22 protein-coding genes are annotated in these 18,606 nt (G+C 67.7%); 18 read left to right on the top strand and 4 right to left on the bottom strand.

Annotated elements, in window-relative coordinates:
• Positions 1-103 precede the first annotated feature (103 nt).
• Complete coding sequence (locus N2L00_RS06875; RefSeq protein ID WP_229952144.1) at positions 104-358, top strand: antitoxin; 255 nt, start codon at positions 104-106, stop codon at positions 356-358.
• Between the two features lie 78 nt (positions 359-436).
• Here the strand turns inward: N2L00_RS06875 and zapE are convergent, their stop codons facing one another.
• A complete protein-coding gene (gene zapE / locus N2L00_RS06870; protein ID WP_255863180.1) occupies positions 437-1,474 on the bottom strand; it encodes a cell division protein ZapE in 1,038 nt (345 codons plus the stop codon).
• Between the two features lie 154 nt (positions 1,475-1,628).
• On the opposite strand from zapE, the gene N2L00_RS06865 reads away from it, so the two are divergent.
• Positions 1,629-2,183, top strand: a complete 555-nt coding sequence (locus tag N2L00_RS06865) for a hypothetical protein (protein ID WP_255863181.1) — start codon at positions 1,629-1,631, stop codon at positions 2,181-2,183.
• 10 nt (positions 2,184-2,193) lie between these two features.
• Here N2L00_RS06865 and N2L00_RS06860 read toward each other — a convergent pair whose 3' ends face one another.
• Complete coding sequence (locus tag N2L00_RS06860; protein WP_255863182.1) at positions 2,194-4,062, bottom strand: HNH endonuclease signature motif containing protein; 1,869 nt, start codon at positions 4,060-4,062, stop codon at positions 2,194-2,196.
• Between the two features lie 418 nt (positions 4,063-4,480).
• On the opposite strand from N2L00_RS06860, the gene N2L00_RS06855 reads away from it, so the two are divergent.
• From N2L00_RS06855 to ybaK, 3 genes are read left to right on the top strand one after another with little or no spacing between them, the layout of a single operon-like run.
• Positions 4,481-5,380 (top strand): sulfurtransferase, encoded by a 900-nt coding sequence (locus tag N2L00_RS06855; protein WP_255863183.1) that lies wholly within the window; start codon positions 4,481-4,483, stop codon positions 5,378-5,380.
• Positions 5,381-5,405: 25 nt separating this feature from the next.
• Positions 5,406-5,876 (top strand): SufE family protein, encoded by a 471-nt coding sequence (locus N2L00_RS06850; RefSeq protein WP_255765943.1) that lies wholly within the window; start codon positions 5,406-5,408, stop codon positions 5,874-5,876.
• A 48-nt stretch (positions 5,877-5,924) separates the two neighbouring features.
• Positions 5,925-6,434 carry a Cys-tRNA(Pro) deacylase gene (ybaK, locus tag N2L00_RS06845; protein ID WP_255765942.1) on the top strand — a complete coding sequence of 170 codons (510 nt, stop codon included), beginning with the start codon at positions 5,925-5,927 and terminating at the stop codon, positions 6,432-6,434.
• Here the strand turns inward: ybaK and N2L00_RS06840 are convergent.
• Complete coding sequence (locus tag N2L00_RS06840) at positions 6,431-7,174, bottom strand: class I SAM-dependent methyltransferase (RefSeq protein ID WP_255863184.1); 744 nt, start codon at positions 7,172-7,174, stop codon at positions 6,431-6,433. The genes ybaK and N2L00_RS06840 overlap by 4 nt on opposite strands.
• A gap of 256 nt (positions 7,175-7,430) precedes the next feature.
• On the opposite strand from N2L00_RS06840, the gene N2L00_RS06835 reads away from it, so the two are divergent.
• A complete protein-coding gene (locus N2L00_RS06835; protein WP_255863185.1) occupies positions 7,431-8,165 on the top strand; it encodes a CPBP family intramembrane glutamic endopeptidase in 735 nt (244 codons plus the stop codon).
• A gap of 7 nt (positions 8,166-8,172) precedes the next feature.
• Here N2L00_RS06835 and N2L00_RS06830 read toward each other — a convergent pair whose 3' ends face one another.
• Positions 8,173-9,435 (bottom strand): S9 family peptidase, encoded by a 1,263-nt coding sequence (locus N2L00_RS06830; RefSeq protein WP_255863186.1) that lies wholly within the window; start codon positions 9,433-9,435, stop codon positions 8,173-8,175.
• 95 nt (positions 9,436-9,530) lie between these two features.
• Here N2L00_RS06830 and N2L00_RS06825 point away from each other — a divergent pair, with 95 nt between their 5' ends.
• The 12 genes from N2L00_RS06825 to N2L00_RS06770 all read left to right on the top strand — a co-directional run bounded on the left by N2L00_RS06825 (position 9,531) and on the right by N2L00_RS06770 (position 18,601).
• A complete protein-coding gene (locus N2L00_RS06825) occupies positions 9,531-10,022 on the top strand; it encodes a hypothetical protein (protein WP_255863187.1) in 492 nt (163 codons plus the stop codon).
• Positions 10,023-10,036: 14 nt separating this feature from the next.
• Positions 10,037-10,474 carry a peptide-methionine (R)-S-oxide reductase MsrB gene (msrB, locus tag N2L00_RS06820; protein ID WP_255765936.1) on the top strand — a complete coding sequence of 146 codons (438 nt, stop codon included), beginning with the start codon at positions 10,037-10,039 and terminating at the stop codon, positions 10,472-10,474.
• A gap of 6 nt (positions 10,475-10,480) precedes the next feature.
• Positions 10,481-11,029 carry a flavin reductase family protein gene (locus tag N2L00_RS06815; RefSeq protein WP_255765934.1) on the top strand — a complete coding sequence of 183 codons (549 nt, stop codon included), beginning with the start codon at positions 10,481-10,483 and terminating at the stop codon, positions 11,027-11,029.
• Positions 11,030-11,168: 139 nt separating this feature from the next.
• Positions 11,169-11,489 carry a hypothetical protein gene (locus tag N2L00_RS06810; RefSeq protein WP_255863188.1) on the top strand — a complete coding sequence of 107 codons (321 nt, stop codon included), beginning with the start codon at positions 11,169-11,171 and terminating at the stop codon, positions 11,487-11,489.
• A gap of 44 nt (positions 11,490-11,533) precedes the next feature.
• On the top strand, positions 11,534-11,977 hold the full coding sequence (locus tag N2L00_RS06805) for a hypothetical protein (RefSeq protein ID WP_255863189.1): 444 nt from the start codon (positions 11,534-11,536) through the stop codon (positions 11,975-11,977).
• A complete protein-coding gene (locus tag N2L00_RS06800) occupies positions 11,977-12,930 on the top strand; it encodes a hypothetical protein (protein WP_255863190.1) in 954 nt (317 codons plus the stop codon). Before N2L00_RS06805 ends, N2L00_RS06800 begins: the two co-directional genes overlap by 1 nt.
• Positions 12,931-12,949: 19 nt before the next feature.
• The gene (locus N2L00_RS06795; RefSeq protein ID WP_255863191.1) at positions 12,950-14,218 is read left to right on the top strand and encodes a V-type ATPase 116kDa subunit family protein; all 1,269 of its coding nucleotides are present in this window, start codon (positions 12,950-12,952) and stop codon (positions 14,216-14,218) included.
• On the top strand, positions 14,215-14,670 hold the full coding sequence (locus N2L00_RS06790) for an ATP synthase subunit C (RefSeq protein ID WP_255765929.1): 456 nt from the start codon (positions 14,215-14,217) through the stop codon (positions 14,668-14,670). Before N2L00_RS06795 ends, N2L00_RS06790 begins: the two co-directional genes overlap by 4 nt.
• A 26-nt stretch (positions 14,671-14,696) precedes the next feature.
• Positions 14,697-14,900, top strand: a complete 204-nt coding sequence (locus N2L00_RS06785) for a hypothetical protein (RefSeq protein WP_255863192.1) — start codon at positions 14,697-14,699, stop codon at positions 14,898-14,900.
• On the top strand, positions 14,897-15,424 hold the full coding sequence (locus tag N2L00_RS06780) for a hypothetical protein (protein ID WP_255863193.1): 528 nt from the start codon (positions 14,897-14,899) through the stop codon (positions 15,422-15,424). Before N2L00_RS06785 ends, N2L00_RS06780 begins: the two co-directional genes overlap by 4 nt.
• A complete protein-coding gene (locus tag N2L00_RS06775; protein ID WP_255765926.1) occupies positions 15,421-17,205 on the top strand; it encodes a V-type ATP synthase subunit A in 1,785 nt (594 codons plus the stop codon). The genes N2L00_RS06780 and N2L00_RS06775 overlap by 4 nt, the downstream gene beginning before the upstream one ends.
• Positions 17,198-18,601 carry a V-type ATP synthase subunit B gene (locus N2L00_RS06770; protein WP_255863194.1) on the top strand — a complete coding sequence of 468 codons (1,404 nt, stop codon included), beginning with the start codon at positions 17,198-17,200 and terminating at the stop codon, positions 18,599-18,601. Before N2L00_RS06775 ends, N2L00_RS06770 begins: the two co-directional genes overlap by 8 nt.
• The last annotated feature ends 5 nt before the right edge of the window (positions 18,602-18,606 follow it).

Below are 18,606 nucleotides of genomic sequence, written 5' to 3'. Positions count from 1 at the left end.
GGGATATGCCCGCAGAGGAAAGTCCTTTCCTCCAACCCCTGCGGGACCTAACATGGAGGCGAACGGGAAACGAGCGGGTTTCCCCTGTGAAAGGAGGTGATCCGTGTCTGTATTTGACGAGCTCAAAGGCAGGGCCGGTGAGCTGAAGGAAAAGGCCACCGGATTTGTCGGACAGAATGCCGACAAGATCAAGGGCGGCATCGATCAGGCAGGCAACTTCGTCGACCAGAAGACCGGTCGCAAGTACTCCAGCAAGATCGATGGTTTCCAGAGCAAGGCCTCGGAAGCAGTTGACAAGACCAACCGCAACCGCGAGCCGGGAACCGGCAACGGTCCCGGACAGACGCCTCCGGCCTAACGACCCGAGAGCACGACAAAGAAGCGCCGGTCCCGCCGAGAGGCGGCACCGGCGCTTCCGCCGTTTAAGCAGGTCCTGCTACGACGCTTCACCCGTCTGGCCCTCGCGGGCCAGTGCGGTCAGGCGCGAAACAGCTCGGAAGTACTTCTTCATGTACCCGCCGGCCATCATTTCCTTGGTGAACAGCTGATCGAACGGCACCCCGCTGGCCAGGATCGGCACGTCCTTGTCGTACAGCCGGTCGGCAAGGACCACAAAGCGCAGCGCCACGGACTGTTCGGTGATGGTCTGCACGTTGTGCCAGGCAACCGCTTCCACCCCGTCGAGCATCTGCCGGTACCGGCTCGGGTGGACCTGGGAAAGGTGGTTGATGAGTTCGGAGAAGTCGTCAACAGCCACGGTCCGGCCGGAGAATTCGGTTTCCATCCGCGCTTCCAGTTCCCCGTCCTGCAGCGGCTGGGGCGACTCGGGCAGACCGCGGTGACGGTAATCCTCACCGTCAATGCGGACGACGTCGAACTGGTCCGCCAGGACCTGGATCTCGCGCTGGAAGTCGACGGCGGCAAAGCGGCCCTCACCCAGGGAACCCGGCAGGGTGTTGGACGTAGCCGCAAGCTTCACGCCGGCGTCGGCCAGTTCACGCATCAGGCGGGACATCAGCACCGTGTCACCCGGATCGTCGAGTTCGAATTCGTCAATGCAGACCAGCTTGTAGGCGCTCAGCGCATCCACGGTCTTGCGGAAAGTGAGCGCACCCACGAGGTTGGTGTACTCCACAAACGTGCCGAAGGCCTTGGGCCCTTCCACGGCATGCCAGAGCGAGGCCAGCAGGTGGGTCTTGCCGACGCCGAATCCGCCGTCCAGGTAGAACCCGGCTTTGCTCTCGGGTTTCCTGCCGCCGAAGAACTTCCGCAGGCCGCTGGGCTCGGGAGTGTCGACGTCGGCCGCGAAGGAACGCATGGCGCCCACGGCTTTGGCCTGGGAGGGCTGCTCCGGATCGGGACGGTAGGAATCAAAGGACACGCTGCCGAACCGGGGCGAGGGGAAGAATCCCTGCAGCAGTTCATCCACCGATACCTGGGGAGTCCGTTCTGTCAGGTGCTCGAGTTGTGCCACTGCGCGCTTTTCCGTCCGTTTGATGCCTGCTTCCGGCACGAAACGTGCCGGTTCTGCGGCGTTCTGCCGCCCTCGCTACGATACGCCAACGCGTTCGGGAATCTGGAACTGCCGCCGGTGGACTGCGGCTGTGTCTGCGGTCCATAGTCGGAGCATGATGCAGCAGCAGGACACGGCGGGCGCTCAACGGTATTCAGGCGAAGAGCTGACCCTGATGAGGCTGGAGTTCGGCACAGCTGGAGCGGCGCTTGGCGGTGGCATCCTCCTGGCCCTGCGCCCCGACGGGGCCTTCCTGCACGCTGACCCGTCCGTGCTGCGGCGGACCCCGTTTCGGGACTGGCGGCTTCCGGGCCTTCTCCTCGCCATGGGTTGCGGCGGTGGTTACCTAGGCGCTGGGATGCTGCACCTTCGACGCCACCGGGCCGCACAGCCGCTGTCCGTCGCCGCCGGGCTCGCCCTGATCGGTCTCGAGGCTTGGGAGATGGCGTTCATTGAGTTTCAGCCGCTGGAGGCGGCGTTCGTGGGTATCGGTGCCGCCGTCGTCGTGCTGGCGCTGCGCCTTCCGCCGGAGACGCCCGCTCCAGGGGCACTAGGTGCTGCAGGTGCACTCCCGGCGGCACATTCCCTGCACCGCAGGCGGCGCTGCAGAGGGCGCCGGATGAAGGCTGGCCTTGCGTCGACCGAAGCGGATGTCCGCCTGCATCCCTGAGGGGATCGGGTCAGAACGGCGGCACCTGTTCCTGCAACGAATCTTCCACGTCTGACTCCTCCCGTTCCTCTCGGGTGGAGTACATACCCGGATCCGGTGCCGTGTCCGGTAAGCCAAATTCCAGGAAAGGTTCCGTGCGGTAGACGCGTCCGGTCGGCGAGGTCCACTCGATGACTCCGGGAGCTGGCTGGCAGGCTTTCCAGTAACCGAGGGTCTTGAACCGGTGGTGGCGTCGGCAGAGGTGCTCCAGGTTTCCGTGGTCCGTGGGTCCGCCCCGAGCCCAGTCGATGGTGTGGTCGATGTCCGCGTTCGCGGTGTTGACCCGGCAGCCGGGGAATCGGCAGGTTCCGTCCCGTGCCCGGAGCCAGCGGCGGAGTCCGGCCGGGACTTTTCGGCGTCGTCCTACGCCCAGAATCTCTCCGGTGTGCGGATTTTGGGCCAGTCCGGTCCATCCGACGGCGTTGCGGGCCAGTCGGCGGGCTTCTTCGGCGCTGATGGGTCCGTAGCCATGCAGCTCGGCGGGCTGCTCGTCGGCGCCGAAGAGGGTTTCGGCGCTGATCAGGACCATTATTTCCGCTCGAGGGACGATTCCCTCGTCCGGTCCTGCGTCTTGGCTCGTCGCGGTTTCGCCCGCTGCCGCATTTCTGTCCGCACTTCCACCGCCCGCCGCTCCAACACGGGCTGAACCGCTACCCGCAACACCGCCAGTCCAGCTAGTCCTGCCGGTCCCGCCTGCACCGTCCTCCACCCTGCCAGTCCCAGCAGCATTCCTGACACGAGCCGTTCCGAACCCTCCCATCAGCAGCTGCGCGAGAATGTCCGCACGCAGCTGATCCGTAGTCCGGGAATCGCCGGCTACCTGCTCACCCCGTGCTGCGGTACTCAAGGTCGTGTAGATCTGCTGGGCTTCTGCGGCCCGCAGATAGGCGGACAGGCAGGACACGCCGTCTTCCTCGCGGTCCAGGGTGACCTTGCGCTGCTCGAACGCGCTCAAATGCCGTTTGCTGATGGTCTCCGGATACCGGTTCTCGCGCAGCCGGCGGGCCTTGGCGGAGAAGCGGGACCGGGTCTGGCCCTCCGCTGCTGCCAGCAGGTCTGCCTCAAATTCCGGTAGCGCCGCGGCTGGAACGTTCACGCATTGTTCCAGCACCACTTGGGCATGCTGGTAGGAAAGGCGCCCCTCTTCCAGTCCGGTCAGGGTTGCCGTGTGGGAAGTGCATAGGCTCGTCGCTTCGTTCAGGAGCCGCTGACCGGTGACCTGCGGAACGTTTAGGATGGCCGCGCATTCGGAAGCTGCGAGGCTGAAAGCCAGACCCGGTTCGATCCGCTCGGAAGGGGCATACGTGTCGTCCCGGAAGAGTTCCCCCATGCGGTTGATCAGGCGGGCCTCCAGGGCCTGCCCCCAGGAAATCAGGTGCGCCACCCGGGAAAGGGCTTCGCCGACCGTCTGCTCGTCAAAGGCTTCAAGGTTCTGCAGCGCCAGTGTCCCGGTGAAACCGTCCGGGAAACCGCCCGCAGCCTCTCCACCCGGACCCACATGGTCAGTGCCTTCAGGTTCTGCAGATGCGGTTTCTGAGTCGTCGGGAGTGGAAATGTCCTCGGTATTTTCGTTCGGGGTGACCCCGGGCTTGGAGCTACCGGTCTCCGGAACGGGATGGCCGGCGTCGGCGTTGCCCTTCGGAGTGGCGGCGGTGGAAGTTTCGGCACTCGCCTCGGCAGGCCCGGCAGGCCCGGCAGGCTCGGCTGCCGGTTCAGCCCGGTACACCGTCAGGGTACAGGCCGTGCGGGGCTCATCCGTTTCACCAGCTGTGCCATCCGGCTGCTGGTCTTCACTGCTTGGTTCTTCGGTTGTCCATTCGGTGTTCCCGAGCTGATCCATACCTCAGGATTTCATCCCGCACTGACATTTCCGGACCAAAAACAGGCTCAAACGAGCCTCCGCGGAAACCCAAAATACGCGTCTTTTTGAGACGACTACGTGCTGGGAAAACCGAGCATTTTGACCTGACAGCAGGACCACACAGACCCCAACCGAATATTGCCCTCCGGCCCTCCGCCTCGGCTCGATTCGCGGCGCGTGGGGAAGCTGGCGTACCCCACCCGTCCAGGGCAGCAGCACAGCATCCCACCGGGTGGTGCTGGTGGTGTCGGAGGGACCTCAGCGACACCAGCAACCCCAAACCGTGGGACAGCGTGCCGAATGGCTTCACCTCCAAGGTTCGGCGCATGGAAGTTTTAGGCCGCCGTCATCGTTAGGCTAGAAGGAAGCCCAATTGCCGAGGAAAGAAGTTCCGCGTATGTCGATCGCAGCTGACAGCAGCCCCAAGTTCTCCGCCTATGCCCACCCGGAACGCCTGGTCTCCACGCAGTGGCTGGCCGACAACCTGGACGCTGAGAACCTGGTGGTCCTTGAATCCAACGAGGACATCCTGCTGTACGAAACGGGACACATCCCCGGTGCCCGGAAGATCGACTGGCACACCGACCTCAACGATGCCGATACCCGGGACTTCGTAGACGGTAAGGCGTTCGCCCAGCTGATGGCCCGCAAGGGCATCACCCGGGACTCCACCGTGGTGATCTACGGCGACAAGAGCAACTGGTGGGCCGCCTACGCCCTGTGGGTCTTCACCCTCTTCGGCCACGAGGATGTCCGCCTGCTCGACGGCGGCCGCGACAAGTGGATTGCCGAAGGCCGTCCGGTCACCACCGACAAGGTCTCCGTGGAACCCGCCGAATACCCCGTGGTGGAGCGTGACGACGAGAAGATCCGCGCGTTCCTGCCCGACGTCGTCGGACACCTGGGCAAGGGACCGCTGATCGATGTCCGCTCCCCCGCCGAATACACGGGCGAACGCACCCACATGCCCGATTACATGGATGAGGGCGCCATGAAGGGCGGCCACATTCCCACCGCGAAGTCCGTTCCGTGGAGCAAGGCCGCAGCCGAAGACGGAACCTTCCGCGCCCGCGAGGAACTCGAAGCGCTCTACAAGGACGACGCCGGGCTGAAGGAAGGCGACGACGTCGTGGCCTACTGCCGCATCGGCGAACGTTCCAGCCATACCTGGTTTGTGCTCAAGCACCTGCTCGGTTTCGAGTCCGTGCGTAACTACGACGGGTCCTGGACCGAATGGGGCAACGCTGTGCGCGTCCCGATTGCCCGCGGTGAAGAACCCGGCAACGCCCCCAGCTGAAGCACCAAGTAAGAGAGATTTACTCATGACTGCCACACCCGAAAACGCTGTCCCGGACTCCCTGGCCGAGATCATCGACGACTTCCAGGCCATGGAGGAATCCGACCGCCTGGAGCTGCTGCTGGAATTCTCCCGCAGCCTGCCCGATCTGCCGGCTGAAATCGCCGACCGGCCCGAGCTCCTCGAACAGGTGGTGGAATGCCAGTCGCCGGTGTTCCTCAGCCTGGACGTGGACGACTCCCCCGAGCACCTGGTCTCGCTGTTCTTCAAGGCACCGCGGGAGGCTCCCACCACCCGCGGGTTCGCGAGCGTGCTTTACGAAGGCCTGAACGGTCTTCCGGCCGCCGCCATCCTGGCTGTTCCGGCCGATGTTCCTGACCGTCTGGGCCTCACCCGGGCCATTACCCCGCTGCGCATGCGGGGAATGTCCGCCATGCTGGGACGCATCAAGCGTCGGCTCGCCCAGCACGAAAAACTGGCACAGCAGCCGGCGTAGCCCGTAACCGGCCGGGTGTGCGGCCGCAGGAGCACAGGAGACGCAGCCATGGCAGGGAACCGCGACAAGCATCCGGGTAAGGGCGCGACGCCGGCCACCAAGGTACTGGACGACGCCGGGGTCACGTACACGGTGCACCACTATGAGCACGACGCCGGCGCGCCGTCGTACGGCCTGGAAGCCGCCGAAAAGCTCGGGCTGCCGCCCGAAGCCGTCTACAAAACGCTGATGGTGGATCTGGGCGGGCATCTGGCGGTGGCCATGGTTCCGGTAGCCCTGAACCTGGACCTGAAGAAGTTCGCCGCCCTGATGGGGGCGCGCAAGGCCGTGATGGCGGACCGGCGGGACGCGGAGCGGCGCACCGGCTACGTGGTGGGCGGCATTTCACCGCTGGGGCAGAAACACTCCTCCCCTGCCGGAATCGAATCCCGGGTGGAGCTGCTGGACACCGTGTATGTCTCCGGCGGCCGGCGGGGGCTGCAGATCGGACTCTCACCCTTTGACCTGCTCCGCCTCACGCACGCCATCACGGCCCCCATCGCCGCCGCACCTGCCTAGCGGCGGTTCCACTCTCCTTTGGAGAGGTGGTGCAGGGCGTAACCGTAGCTCAGCCGGACCCGCTGCGGATCCTCGTTTAGCCATGCATCGGCGGTCCCGTTGGGGAATTCCATGCTGATCACGTCGATCAGGTCCTGCGGCTTGTCAAAGGTCCAGCTGCTCATGACCGGGGTCGTGGAGGCACCCTGCCGTGCCCACCAGTCCTTGATGTATTTGCCCTCGCCTTGATGCGCCGATGCGTTGGCCGCCTCCAGCAGGGCCGCAAAGTCGCCGTCGCACTGATCATTGTCGATGACGACCAGTGATCCGCCCGGACGCAGGACCCGCAGGACTTCCGCCAGCCCCGCCGTGCAGTCGCTCTGGGGCGAAGGAAAGAAATAGGCGAACCGGGCATGGACAACATCCACCGAGGCGTCCGGCAGCGGGATGTGTTCAGCCGAGCCGTGCAGGACCTCGGCTCCGCCGGGCCTTGACCGGGCGGCCGCGAGCAGCTCCGGATCGGGTTCGACGCCGATGACGGACTTTGCGAGTTCGGCATAGCGCGGCAACCAGAAGCCGGTGCCGCAGCCGAGATCGAGGAGAGTCCGCCCGGCCCAGGGCGCCAGGCCCGCAAGTGCATTCCAGACCACCCCTTCCCGGTCAAAGGCCTCATTCTCCAGCTCATACAGCTCGGGATGTGCACCCTGGTTCCAGGCCGGAAAAAAGTCGTCCAGCGGAGCGGTTCCCTGTTGGTCCTGCATTCTTTGCTCCCCCCGTGAATGTGTCAGTGCGCCTCTAACCTACTCTGTGCCTGCCCTGGCTTTGTGCGGGTCCGGTCCGACGCCCGGCCTGCATTTCCCTGCGGTTTGTGCATTTCCCTGCGCCGCGCCGCGCAGGGATGGTCACAAACCGGAGGGTTCTTCCCAAAGCGCAGGAAAACCACCGGCAGTAATGGCAGGATGAACCAACGCCATCGCGCTTGCGGGCCACACCGGCACCATCATCGGGGGAATCTTGTTGTCAGTCAGCGAAACACGCCAGCCAGCCAGCGAGCGGCCCGTGGCGACCCTCGGGCAGGCCGCCTGGGCGTCGATGTTCGTCGCCCTGTACGTTCTCGCCGCCTCCGGCGCGCTGGTAGCGCTCGGACTCTCCGGCGTCGTTGACTTCACCCTCGAGTCGCTTCTCCCCGCTGCCTTCGGCTCCGTCACGGCCGCGGCAATGCTGGCCCTTTACGTCCACCTGTTCCGCCGCAATTCGATGACACCCGCGGACCTCGGGTTTCGCCGGCCCGGGCTGAGAATACTGCACCTGCTGTGGCAAATCCCCGCGGCGATCATCGTGTGCATGCTGGCACAGGGCCTGTTCCTCGGGCTGCTGTCCCTCATCGACTTCGATACGGCCACGGCTCGGTCCACCAGCGACCCGCTGAAGGATCTCGGCGGCCTGTCCACTCCGCTGACCGCCGTCGTCGTGCTTGTCGTAACGGTCCTGACGCCGCTGTGGGAGGAAGTCCTGTTCCGGGGCGCCCTCCTCGACGGGCTCTCGCGGCGCTTCCGGCCCTTCACCGCCGTCGCCCTGTCCGCAGCACTCTTCGCTGTGGTGCACCTGGTCCTGGTGGGATTCGCCTACCTCTTTATGCTGGGACTTGCGCTGGCACTGCTGCGGCGCTTCCACGGGAACATCTGGGCCCCGATTCTGCTCCACGCCGCAAGCAACGCCCTCGTCACCCTTGTAGTCCTTACCGCGATCTAACTACCCGCTACTCCGCGTCGAGACGGTGCTCCGCCGGATGCCGGGTGCGGCCCAGGGCTTCGTTGAGCCACCCCAGGACCAGGCGCTCCCACCGCTCGGGGTCCACGTTGTATTCCTTGGTATGCCGGGCCTTGGTGAAAGCCTCGAACGTGATGACGTCCGGGTTTTTCTCCGCAAGTTCCGCGGACGGCCCGTACGGCACAAAGTCGTCATCCTTGCTGTGCAGGATGAGGGTGGGGATCCGGATTTCCTCCGCACGGGTCACCCAGTCCATGCTCTTGAGGTCCAGGGGAGCAGCCAGCCCGGTCAGCGCCCGTCCGGCGGCGTTGGAAATCAGCCACTGTCCCAGCCGGCCGGCCTGGGCAGGAATCCGGTTGACTCGGGCATGGTGGGCCAGCACGTCCACCCAGTTGATCACCGGCCCGTCCAGCACCATGGCACGGATATACCGGCGCAGCGGCGAGCGGTCCGCGGCCTGCAGGCTGATCGCCCCGCCCATGGACCAGCCGAACAGCACCACATCCTGGGCGCCGTGGTCCAGGGCGTAACGGATGGCCGCCTCCACGTCCTGCCACTCGGTCAGGCCCAGCCCGTACCGGCCGTCGGAGGCGTAGGGGGCCTCGCCGTCGTTCCGGTAGGAAATGACCAGGCTGGTGAGCCCGGCTTCGCGGGCGGTACGCAGCGCCCGCAGGCATTCGGTCCGCCGGGCGCCTCGGCCGTGGACCATGATGGCCCACGTGTCGGCACCGGGAGTACGCACCAGCCAGGCCGGCGCCGTTCCGTTTTCCACCGGGATGTCGACTTCCTCCTCGGGAAGCCCGACGGCGGCCGGCGAGGGATAGATGGAACCGCTCCACCAACCGCGGCGCGCCTTGCTTAGGTCGCCGCTGTACACCTCTTCCACGTCCCGCTGCACGGTGCCCTCACGGGGCACATAGGAACGAATGGCTCCGATCCGGGCATGCCCGTTGCCGTTGTCGAAGTACAGGCTGTACGTGCCTTCGACCGTGGTGTCCAGGTTTGCCGGCAGGATGACCTGCCGGCCGTGCTCGCTGTCCATAACGGCCAGGATCTCCAGGTTCGCATCCCGCGTGCGCGCCGGGGTGACCACCTGGCGCGCGAAGTAGATGCCGAGTCCGGAGGCGGCCGCTACGACGGCGGTGGAAGCCGCAGCACCGACGCCGGCGCCGAACGCCGTCCAACGGACCCACGGAACCGAGAGAACCGGGGTGGTGCCGGAGGATGCATCGGAAGGAACGGAGATAGCCATAGAACATTTTTACCGGATGGGTGCCGGGTCCGTGTAACGGCAGGCCGGTGCGGCCTTGGGCGGCCTGCCCGGACAGGCGTACTAGGCTGGTGCGCATGACTTCGACAATTGTGGTGCTGACGGAAGAATCGCTGGGTAGCCGCGACATAGACAACCTGCGTGCCGTTGCAGGAGAGAACCCCGTCCGCTTTGAGGTTCTGGTGCCCGCTGATCCGGGCCGGAACCTGCTGGTGGACGTGCTGGACAACCTCAGCCTGCTGGATTTTGCAGAGGCCTTCCGGAACCTGACCGGCGGCCGCCCGTCCAAGGCCGACGAGGTGAAGGAAGCGGTCACCTCGCTCGCCGACTCCCTGGAACAGCTGCAGGCAGCCGGCCTCGAGGCCACCGGCACGGTCACCGGCGAAGACCCGGTGGCCGCCGTCGTCGAAACCGCCAAGCGCACGCACGCGGACCAGGTTGTAGTGATCACCACGCCGCACGCCGTCGAGGACACCTTCCGCACGGACTGGGCCAATGAGGCGCAGGACCGGCTCGGCGTTCCCGTGCTGCATCTGTACAGCGGCTCGGGATTTATTGGCGACTCTTAAGCGTTGACGCTGACATGACTACCGAAGAGAACACCGGAACCGTCCCGGTCCAGAAAACCGACGAGCAGTGGCGCGAGGAACTCACTGAGCAGGAGTACGCCGTGCTGCGCAAGGCCGGCACCGAACGGCCGTACACCGGCGAGTACTGGGACACCAAGACCGCCGGCGTTTACCAGTGCCGTGCCTGTGGCAGCGATCTGTTCACCAGCAGCGAGAAGTTCGATTCACACTGCGGCTGGCCGTCCTTCTTCGCTCCGCTGGCCGAGGGCAAGGTCCGCTACCTGCATGACCGCAGCATGGGCATGGACCGGATTGAAGTCCGCTGCGCCAACTGCGATTCGCACATGGGACACCTGTTCGAAGGCGAAGGTTTCGACACGCCCACCGACCAGCGGTTCTGCATCAACTCCGTCTCCGTGAAGCTGGTCCCCGCCGCCGACACCGCGGAATAGGGAGCCATGGAGCACGGAGTCTTCCCCGGGGAAACGGTTGCCGGGCCCGACCTCCCTGATGAGGTCATCGACCGGTACCGGGAGCTGAGCGCGGACATCGCGTCCGGCGTCGGCGTGGTGTCCACCCGCCTTCGCGGACGCGACTACGCGGCGACCGTCAGCGGGTTCCTCTCCGTCTCCTACGATCCGCCCACCCTGCTCGTGAGCCTGTACGCCGAGGCACGCATTGCCGAGGCAGTGATCGACGCCGGCAGCTGGGCCCTGAGCCTGCTGCCGGCTCGGCTGCGGGGCACTGCCAACTGGCTTGCCAGTCCCGGCTCGCCCCTCGAAGGGCTGCTGAACCAGGTGAACTACGGCCGGGCGCCGGAAACCGGTGCCGCCGTCATCGAGGACTCCATCGCCTGGTTCGAGGTGCGCACCACGCAGGTGACGACGGCGGCCACCCACCAGCTGATCGTGGGCGAGGTGGTGTCCATGGGCCGGCGCGCGGGGGCCGACGACGAGGCCGACCCGCTGCTGCACTTTGCCTCCGCCTACGCCCGGCTGGCCCGCTGACCTTTCGTTCCTTCCGCTGCGGCCGCCCGACCCAGTCGAACCATTGTTTCCCTCCCGTGCCCCACGTAACGTCGATGAACGGGGGAACGTTTCGCAGCCGGATGGACGCTGCGGATCCACCGGGCCTGAGGAGATGCAAATGGGCACAGACCAGTACCATGAGCCGCCTTCCGAACTTCCCGCAGAGACGCGGACCTTTGCGCGCATGTGCGCCAGCCTGGCGGAGGAAGCCGAAGCCATCGGCTGGTATGTCCAGCGGATGGCCGTGGAGCCCGACGCCGAGTCGCGGGCCATCATGCTTGATTCGCTCGGTGAGGAGTTCAAGCACTTCAGCATGGAACTTGAATTCCTGCTGCGCCGCACTCCCCTCTGGCGGGAAATCGCCCACGGCATCCTCTTCACGGACGGCGACATAGTCCGGCACGGCGAGGCCTCGGAAGCCGAAGCCACCGGAGACTAGCTTGCAGGAACCCGCAACCGCCCCTCCGCTCAGGGAGATGCCGCATGGCACGCAACAGCTTGCTGGACCGTTTCCGACCCGTCGGCGCGCCAGGACCGGCCGGTCCTGCCGGCGTCCCGGCTACTGACGACGAAGGCACAGCCGCCGAGCTTATCCCCGTCTTCGAAGCACTTGACCCCACGATCGCCGAGGGCAGCGAGGAGACCGGATCCGCCGGTGCGCAGGCACAGCAGACGGTCGCTGCCGCCCGGCGCCAGGCCGCTGCCCTGGTGGAACAGGCCCGGTTGGACAGCGGTGCCGTGCGCGCCGAAGCCGCAGCGCGGGTCTCCGCCGAAGCCGCAAGCGAAAATGAACACCTGCTCGACGAAGCCCGGGAAGAGGCACAAAGACTCCGCAGCCACGGCGAATCGCGGGTGCCGGAACTCGCCTCCGCCATTGTGGCGGACCTGGTGCAGGACCTGCTGGGCCGAGGAACGGACACCGGCTGATGCGAGCGGACTGGGTGGCGGCCACCGTACGGGCACGGTCCATGGCGCAGCGGCGGGTGGGCGCCGGCACCTGCAGGGAACTCTCCGCACTGCCGGACCTCCCGGCAGCCGTCGAGGCCTTGGAAGGATCGGTGTACGCCGATCAGCTGACCGGCGCCCGAACACTTGGAGCCGCGCAGCAGGCCACCCGGCGTACCGTGCTCTGGCAGCTGCGTGTCCTGGCGGGCTGGCTGCCGGCCGGCCAGGACACGCAGCTGGTCCGGGCTGCCGCCGCACGGTACGAGGCGGACAACATCGTTGCCCTGGCCGCCGCACTGCGGCGGAACGTCGACAGCGGGACGGACCCGGAACCAGCGTCTGATTCCGCACCCATGTTCGACCTGGGCGGGCTGGCCACGGCCTGGCCGCGGCTGCAGACCGCCGACTCCCCCGAGACGCTGCAGGCCATGCTGGCCGCGTCGCCCTGGGGCGACCCCGGGTCCGCCGTGTCCCTGCCGGATATGCTCACCGCCGTCTGGCTGCGCCGGCTGGCCTCGGCCGCCCCTGCAACACGCCCGTGGGCCGTTGCCGGTGCCGTGCTGCTGGCCGCCCGCCTGCTGCTGGTGACCCGAACCGGAACCACGGACCGGCTGGTATCCCTGCTCCGTCCGCTGATCGGCACCGGATGGACCGAAGCTGCGTCGCTGCCGGAACTGACAGCGGCACTGAGCCCGGCGGCCGGACAGGCCCTGGCCGAGGTGCAGGAACCGCACGAGCTGTGGCGGGCAGAGGCCCGTCTCGCCGCGCAGGTCGAAGACGACGGTTTCGGCCTGCTGCGGGCCGGGCTGCCCGGCCCGGACGTCGTTGTCGGGGCCATGGCGGTCCTGGCCGCCGATGCCTGGCGGGTCCGGGCCGCCCTGGCCGCCGCCGCGACCGGCAACGGGAGAAGCGAGGTGCTTGATGCCGTGGCGTGAAACCCTCAGTCCGGTTCGGATGGAACGTATTGCCCTGGTCTGGCCCTTGGACGCCGGCCGTCCCGTGCTGACCGAGGTGGCGGGCAGCGCCGCCGTCGAACTGGATCTTCCCTACGAGCCCGGTGATGGACCCGACGAGCTGGAGCGCGCTGAAGACGCCGCCGTCGTGCACGGTCCCGTGGCCGCACTGGTTGGCTGGTCCCCCACCCGGCAGCTGCCGGAACTCCGGAAAGCCCTGGAACCGCACGGTGCCTCAGCGGTTCCCCTGCGCCGGCCGCACGGCGTGCAGCCACCCACCCAGCTGACCGGCGAGGAACGACGCCGGCCCCGGCTGTCACGGCTGCTGGTGGACACCTACACCACGGTCCCCTATGCGGATCTGGACCCTGCACGGATAGCCGCGGTGGCGTACGTGGTGATGTTCGGCATGATGTTCGGTGACGCCGGGCAGGGTGCGCTGCTGGTGATTGCCGGGCTGCTGGTCCGGTTCCTTCGCGTGCCCTGGCTGGACCGCTACCGCCGGACGTGGCTGTTCATTACCGGCGCGGGTGCCGCTGCGGTGTTTTTCGGGTTCCTTTACGGGGAGTTCTTCGGTCCCACCCACGTGCTGCCGGTGCTGTGGCTGGAACCGCTCGAAGAACCCATCCCGCTGATCGTCGCCGCCCTGGTGCTGGGCGCCGTCCTGCTGGCCGGGTCCTACGCGCTGGGGACCATCAACCGGGTCCGCGAGGGCGGCTGGGCGTATGCCCTCTACGCCCGCTCGGGGTTGGCCGGCGCGTTGCTGTTCGCGGCAATCGGGCTGGTGGCCTGGGGGCTGCTGGCCGGCAGCCCAGTAATCCTGGTGGCCGCCGGAACCGCAGCACTGATCGCACTGGTGTTCATCTTCATCGGTTTGTTCGTGGAATCCGGCGGCGGGCCCACCGGCGGGCTGCAGGCCACCGTGGAGCTGGTGGACACAGTGGTTCAGCTCGCTTCCAACCTGGTGTCCTTTACCCGGCTGGCCGCGTTCGGCCTCACCCACGCCGCCCTGATGATGGTGGTCTGGCAGGCAACCACGGCCATCTGGGAACCGGGCTGGAGGATCATTCCCGCCATCCTGATGTTCGTGCTGGGCAACGTGCTCACCTTCGCCCTGGAAGGCCTCGTTGCCGGAATCCAGGCCCTGCGGCTGGAGTACTACGAGCTCTTCTCCCGCGTCTTCACCGAGGAGGGACGCCCGTTCCGCCCCTGGACCCCCGATCTTGGCGCCGCCCCTGCCCCCGCCCCTGCTGAAAGGCCTCTGCCGTGAATCCCTGGTTTGCCGTCCTTCCACTGGCCCTGTTCCTCACCGTCCTGCTGGCCGGGGGCGCCCTGGCCCTGATGCGCCGCCGCCGCCGGGCGGGGATCCGCGCGCTGCTCGGGTTGAACGGCGTCCTGATGGCCGGAGCACTGGCCCTGCTGGTCTCCGCCCTGAACGCGGCACCGGCCACGGCGGGCGACGGCGGAGCCGCCGCCACCGCTGTCGCTGCAGCGACCGACGGCAGCGACAGCAGCGGTGCGGCCCTGATCGGCGCCGCCATAGCCGTCGCCGGGTCCTCCATCGGTGCGGCCATCGCCGTGGCCTACACCGGATCGGCTGCCCTGGCGGCAATGAGTGAGCGGCCGGAAATCTTCGGACGCGCCATGGTGGTGGTCGGGCTGGCGGAAGGCATCGCGATTTACGGGCTGATCATTTCCATCATCCTCATTGGCCAGGCATGAGCCGCCGGGAAGGAAGTGTTGCAGCGGTGGGCAACCCTGCCCTGCTGGAGGGGTACCGGCTGGCAGGGGCCGTGCTCTACCCGGCCGCGGGAGCAGCCGATGTGCGGGCGGTCTGGGCCAACCTTCCCGACTCGGTGTGCGTTGTCCTGCTCACGCCCGACGCCGCCGCGGAGCTGGGCATCGAACTGGCCGATCCGGCGTCGCCCCTCACCGCGGTGCTGCCTTCATGACCCGGCTGCCGCAGGGCGCCGAGGCAGCCCTTGACCCGGTGCGCCAGGCACTGCGCCGAAACGCCGGGACGGAAGCCGCCCGACTGGATGCCGAGGCCAGGCAGCAGGCCGCGGATCTGCTCGGCCGGGCGCAGGCGGAGGCGGACGCCATCCACCTAACGGCGCAGCGCGAGGGGGCCGAGGCCGCCAGGGCCGACGCCGCTGCATCCTCCGCACGCGCCCGCAGGCAGGCACGCCGGACAGTGCTTGCCGAACAGGAACACCTGCGGTCGCTGCTGGCCGAGCAGGTGCAGGAGCAGGTGCATGAAGTCCGGAGGGACCCGCGCTACCCGCAGATCCTGCGGCGGCTGACCGCGCAGGCGGACCGCGTCCTCGGCCCCATGGCATCCGTGACCGAAAGCTACAAGGGCGGCGTCATCGGAACAGCCGGTTCGCGGCGGCTGGACCTGTCGCTGCCCACCCTGGCCGACCAGGCGCTGGAGGACCATGCCGGGGAGGTGCGGCGGTTATGGGACGACGCGTGAGGACTTCGGGCCCGGCTGAATCAGCAGGCGGCGGCCGGATCACCCGGGTGAGCGGACCGCTCGTGGAAATCAGCGGCCTGCCGGGATTGTCCATGCTTGAGGTGGTCAACATCGGTCCGGACGGCATTGCCGCGCAGGCGGTCGCCATCAACGGCGACGAAGCCACCCTGCAGGCGTATGAGTACACCGGCGGATTGAAGGCCGGCGACCGCGCCGAGCGGACCGGCCATCAGCTGGCCGGACTGCTGGGGCCGGGGCTGCTGGGCACGGTCTTCGACGGGCTGCTGCGACCCCTGTCCTCCGCTCCCCTGTGGCTCACGCAGGAGCGGCAGAGTTCGGCCGAAGACCCGGCAGTGCTGGAGACCCGGTGGGAGTTCGCGCCGACGGTGGCCGTCGGCGACGTGGTGCGGGCCGGCCAGGTGCTGGGAACCGTCCCCGGAGTGGGGACGATCGAGTTCCGCGTGCTGGCACCGCCGTCGGTCTCCGGGGAGGTGACCTGGCTGGCCGAGGGCAAGGTCCGGCCGTTGGATCCCGTGGCCCGGATCGGCGGCGTGGAAGTGCCGCTGGCGCAGCGCTGGCCGGTACACAGCCCCCGGCCGTTCGGCGAGCGCATCACCGATGTGGTTCCGCTGCAGACCGGGCAGCGGGTCCTGGACCTGCTCTTCCCGGTTCCCCGCGGCGCGGCAGCCGCGGTACCCGGCGGCTTCGGCACCGGCAAGACCCTCACCCTGCAGCAGATCGCCAAGTGGTCGGACGCGGATGTGATTGTCTATGTAGGCTGCGGCGAGCGCGGCAACGAGATGGCCGACGTCCTGGAAGGGCTCTCCGGGCTGGACGATCCCCGCACCGGCGGGAAGCTGATTGACCGGACCGTCATCATCGCCAATACCTCCAACATGCCCATGATGGCCCGGGAAGCATCCATCGCCACCGGCGTCACCGTGGCGGAGTTCTTCCGGGACATGGGTTACGACGCCGTCGTGATTGCCGACTCCACCTCCCGCTGGGCCGAGGCGCTGCGCGAGTTCGCCAACCGCAACGGCGACCTCCCCGCCGAGGAAGGCTATCCGGCTTCCCTCGCCAGCGAACTCGCGGCGTTCTACGAACGCGCCGCCCGGGTCCGCACGTTGGGCGGTGCGACGGCGTCGGTCACCGTGATCGGGGCGGTCTCCCCTCCGGGCGGGGACATGAGCGAACCTGTGACCACCGGCACCCAGCGCTTTGTCCGCTCCCTGTGGCTGCTGGACCGGGACCTTGCCTACTCCCGGCATTACCCTGCCGTCAGCTGGCGCGGCTCCTTCTCCCGGGATGCGGAGTCGCTGGGCCGCTGGTACTCCGCCCACGGGGATCCGCAGTGGGCACAGCGCCGCGCCTCCGCCTCCCTGCTCCTCTCGGAAGCTGACCGGCTGACCGCCCTGGCGGAAATCATCGGCGCCTCCTCCCTCCCCGGGCATGAGCAGATGGTCCTCCTGGGCGGGCGGCTGATCCGCGACGGGGTGCTGCTGCAGAATGCGCTCAGCCCCAATGACGGCTACAGCTCCGCCGACAAGGGTGCCGCCCTGCTGCAGGCGGTCCTGGATGTGGTGGACACCTGCCAAACCCTGGTGGCCCGCGGGGTGCCGCCGGCCGACGTCGACCGCTATGACTTCTCCCCCATCCTGCGCCTGCGCGAGGACACCGGGCCCACCGACGCCGCCGGGGTGCAGGAGCGCGGCCGGGCCTTCGTGCGGCAGCTTACCGAGACACTGGACCAGCCATCGACGGGAGATGCCCATGGCTAGCGGCAACCGAGCACGGGTGGGACACAGCGATGTGCGTGAACTGCGCGGACCCCTGCTGGTTCTGGGCGACACGGAGGGTGTGGGCTGGGACGAGTTCGCCACCGTCGACGTCGACGGCGGTCCCCAGCGGCACGGGCTCGTGCTGGAGATAGACGGCGACGAGACCACCCTGCAGGTGCTCGAAGGCACCGAGGGCATGGCACTGGGCGGAGTGGAGGTCCGGTTCCAGGGCCGGCCGCTGGCGGTGCCGGTGGGTACCGGCTGGCTCGGCCGGGTGTGCAACGGGCGGGGAGAGCCGCTCGACGGCGGCCCGCCGGTCACCGCGGAGCACACCTCCCCGGTGAGCGGCTGGCCGCTGAACCCCGTCTACCGGGAACCGCCGCAGGACCCGGTGATCACCGGCATCTCCGTGGTGGACGCCCTCACCACCCTGGTCCGCGGCCAAAAGCTGCCGATCTTCTCCATCCCCGGGCTGCCGCACCTGACCCTGGCCACGCAGATCGCCGCCCAGGCGACCGCATCCTCCGGGAGGGCCTTCCGGGTGGTGTTCGCGGCCATGGGCATGACGCATGCCGATATCGCCTATATCCGCGACCGGCTGGAGGAACGCTCCGCCGCCGGTGAGCTGGTCCTGCTGCTGAACGCGGCCGATGATCCGGTGATTGAACGCATCCTGACCCCGCGCATCGCCCTGACCATCGCGGAGTCCCTGGCCTACGACGACGGTTCCGACGTGCTGGTGGTGATGTCAGATATGACCAGCTACGCCGAGGCGGTGCGCGAAGTGTCCGCGGCCCGCCGGGAAATCCCGGCCCGGCGCGGCTATCCGGGTTATCTCTACAGCGACCTGGCCACCCTGTACGAACGCTGCGGACGCGTCCGGGGCCGGGAGGGATCGGTGACCATTGTGCCGGTGCTGACCATGCCCGCCGGGGACATCACTCACCCGGTGCCGGACCTCACCGGCTACATTACCGAGGGGCAGGTGGTGCTCGACGGCGACATCGACGCCCGCGGCATTTATCCCCCGGTGGATGTGCTCTCCTCCCTGTCACGACTGATGCGCAGCGGTGCCGGGCGGGGACGCACCCGGGAGGACCACCTCGACGTCGCCGCGCAGATCCTGTCCGCCATGGCCCGCGCCCGATCCGCAGCGGAACTGGCCGAACTGGTGGGGGCCGCGGCGCTGAGCGAAACCGACAAGGCCTACATCGAGTTCCGCACAGTGGTGGAGAAGGAACTGCTCAACCAGGGGCGGGACGAACTGCGCACCCTGGAACAGACGCTGGACCTTGCCTGGCAGGCATTGTCCCTGCTGCCGCGGCGGGAACTGACCATGCTGTCCGCCGAATTCCTGGACCGGTACCTGCCCGGGACGGGCGCGGACGTGCCATGAGCGGA

Source organism: Arthrobacter sp. zg-Y1171 (genome assembly GCF_025244845.1).
In the GTDB taxonomy this organism is placed as follows: Bacteria; Actinomycetota; Actinomycetes; order Actinomycetales; family Micrococcaceae; genus Arthrobacter_B.
The sequence above is the reverse complement of the archived record's forward strand: the minus strand, read 5'-3'. Positions and strand labels throughout refer to the sequence as shown.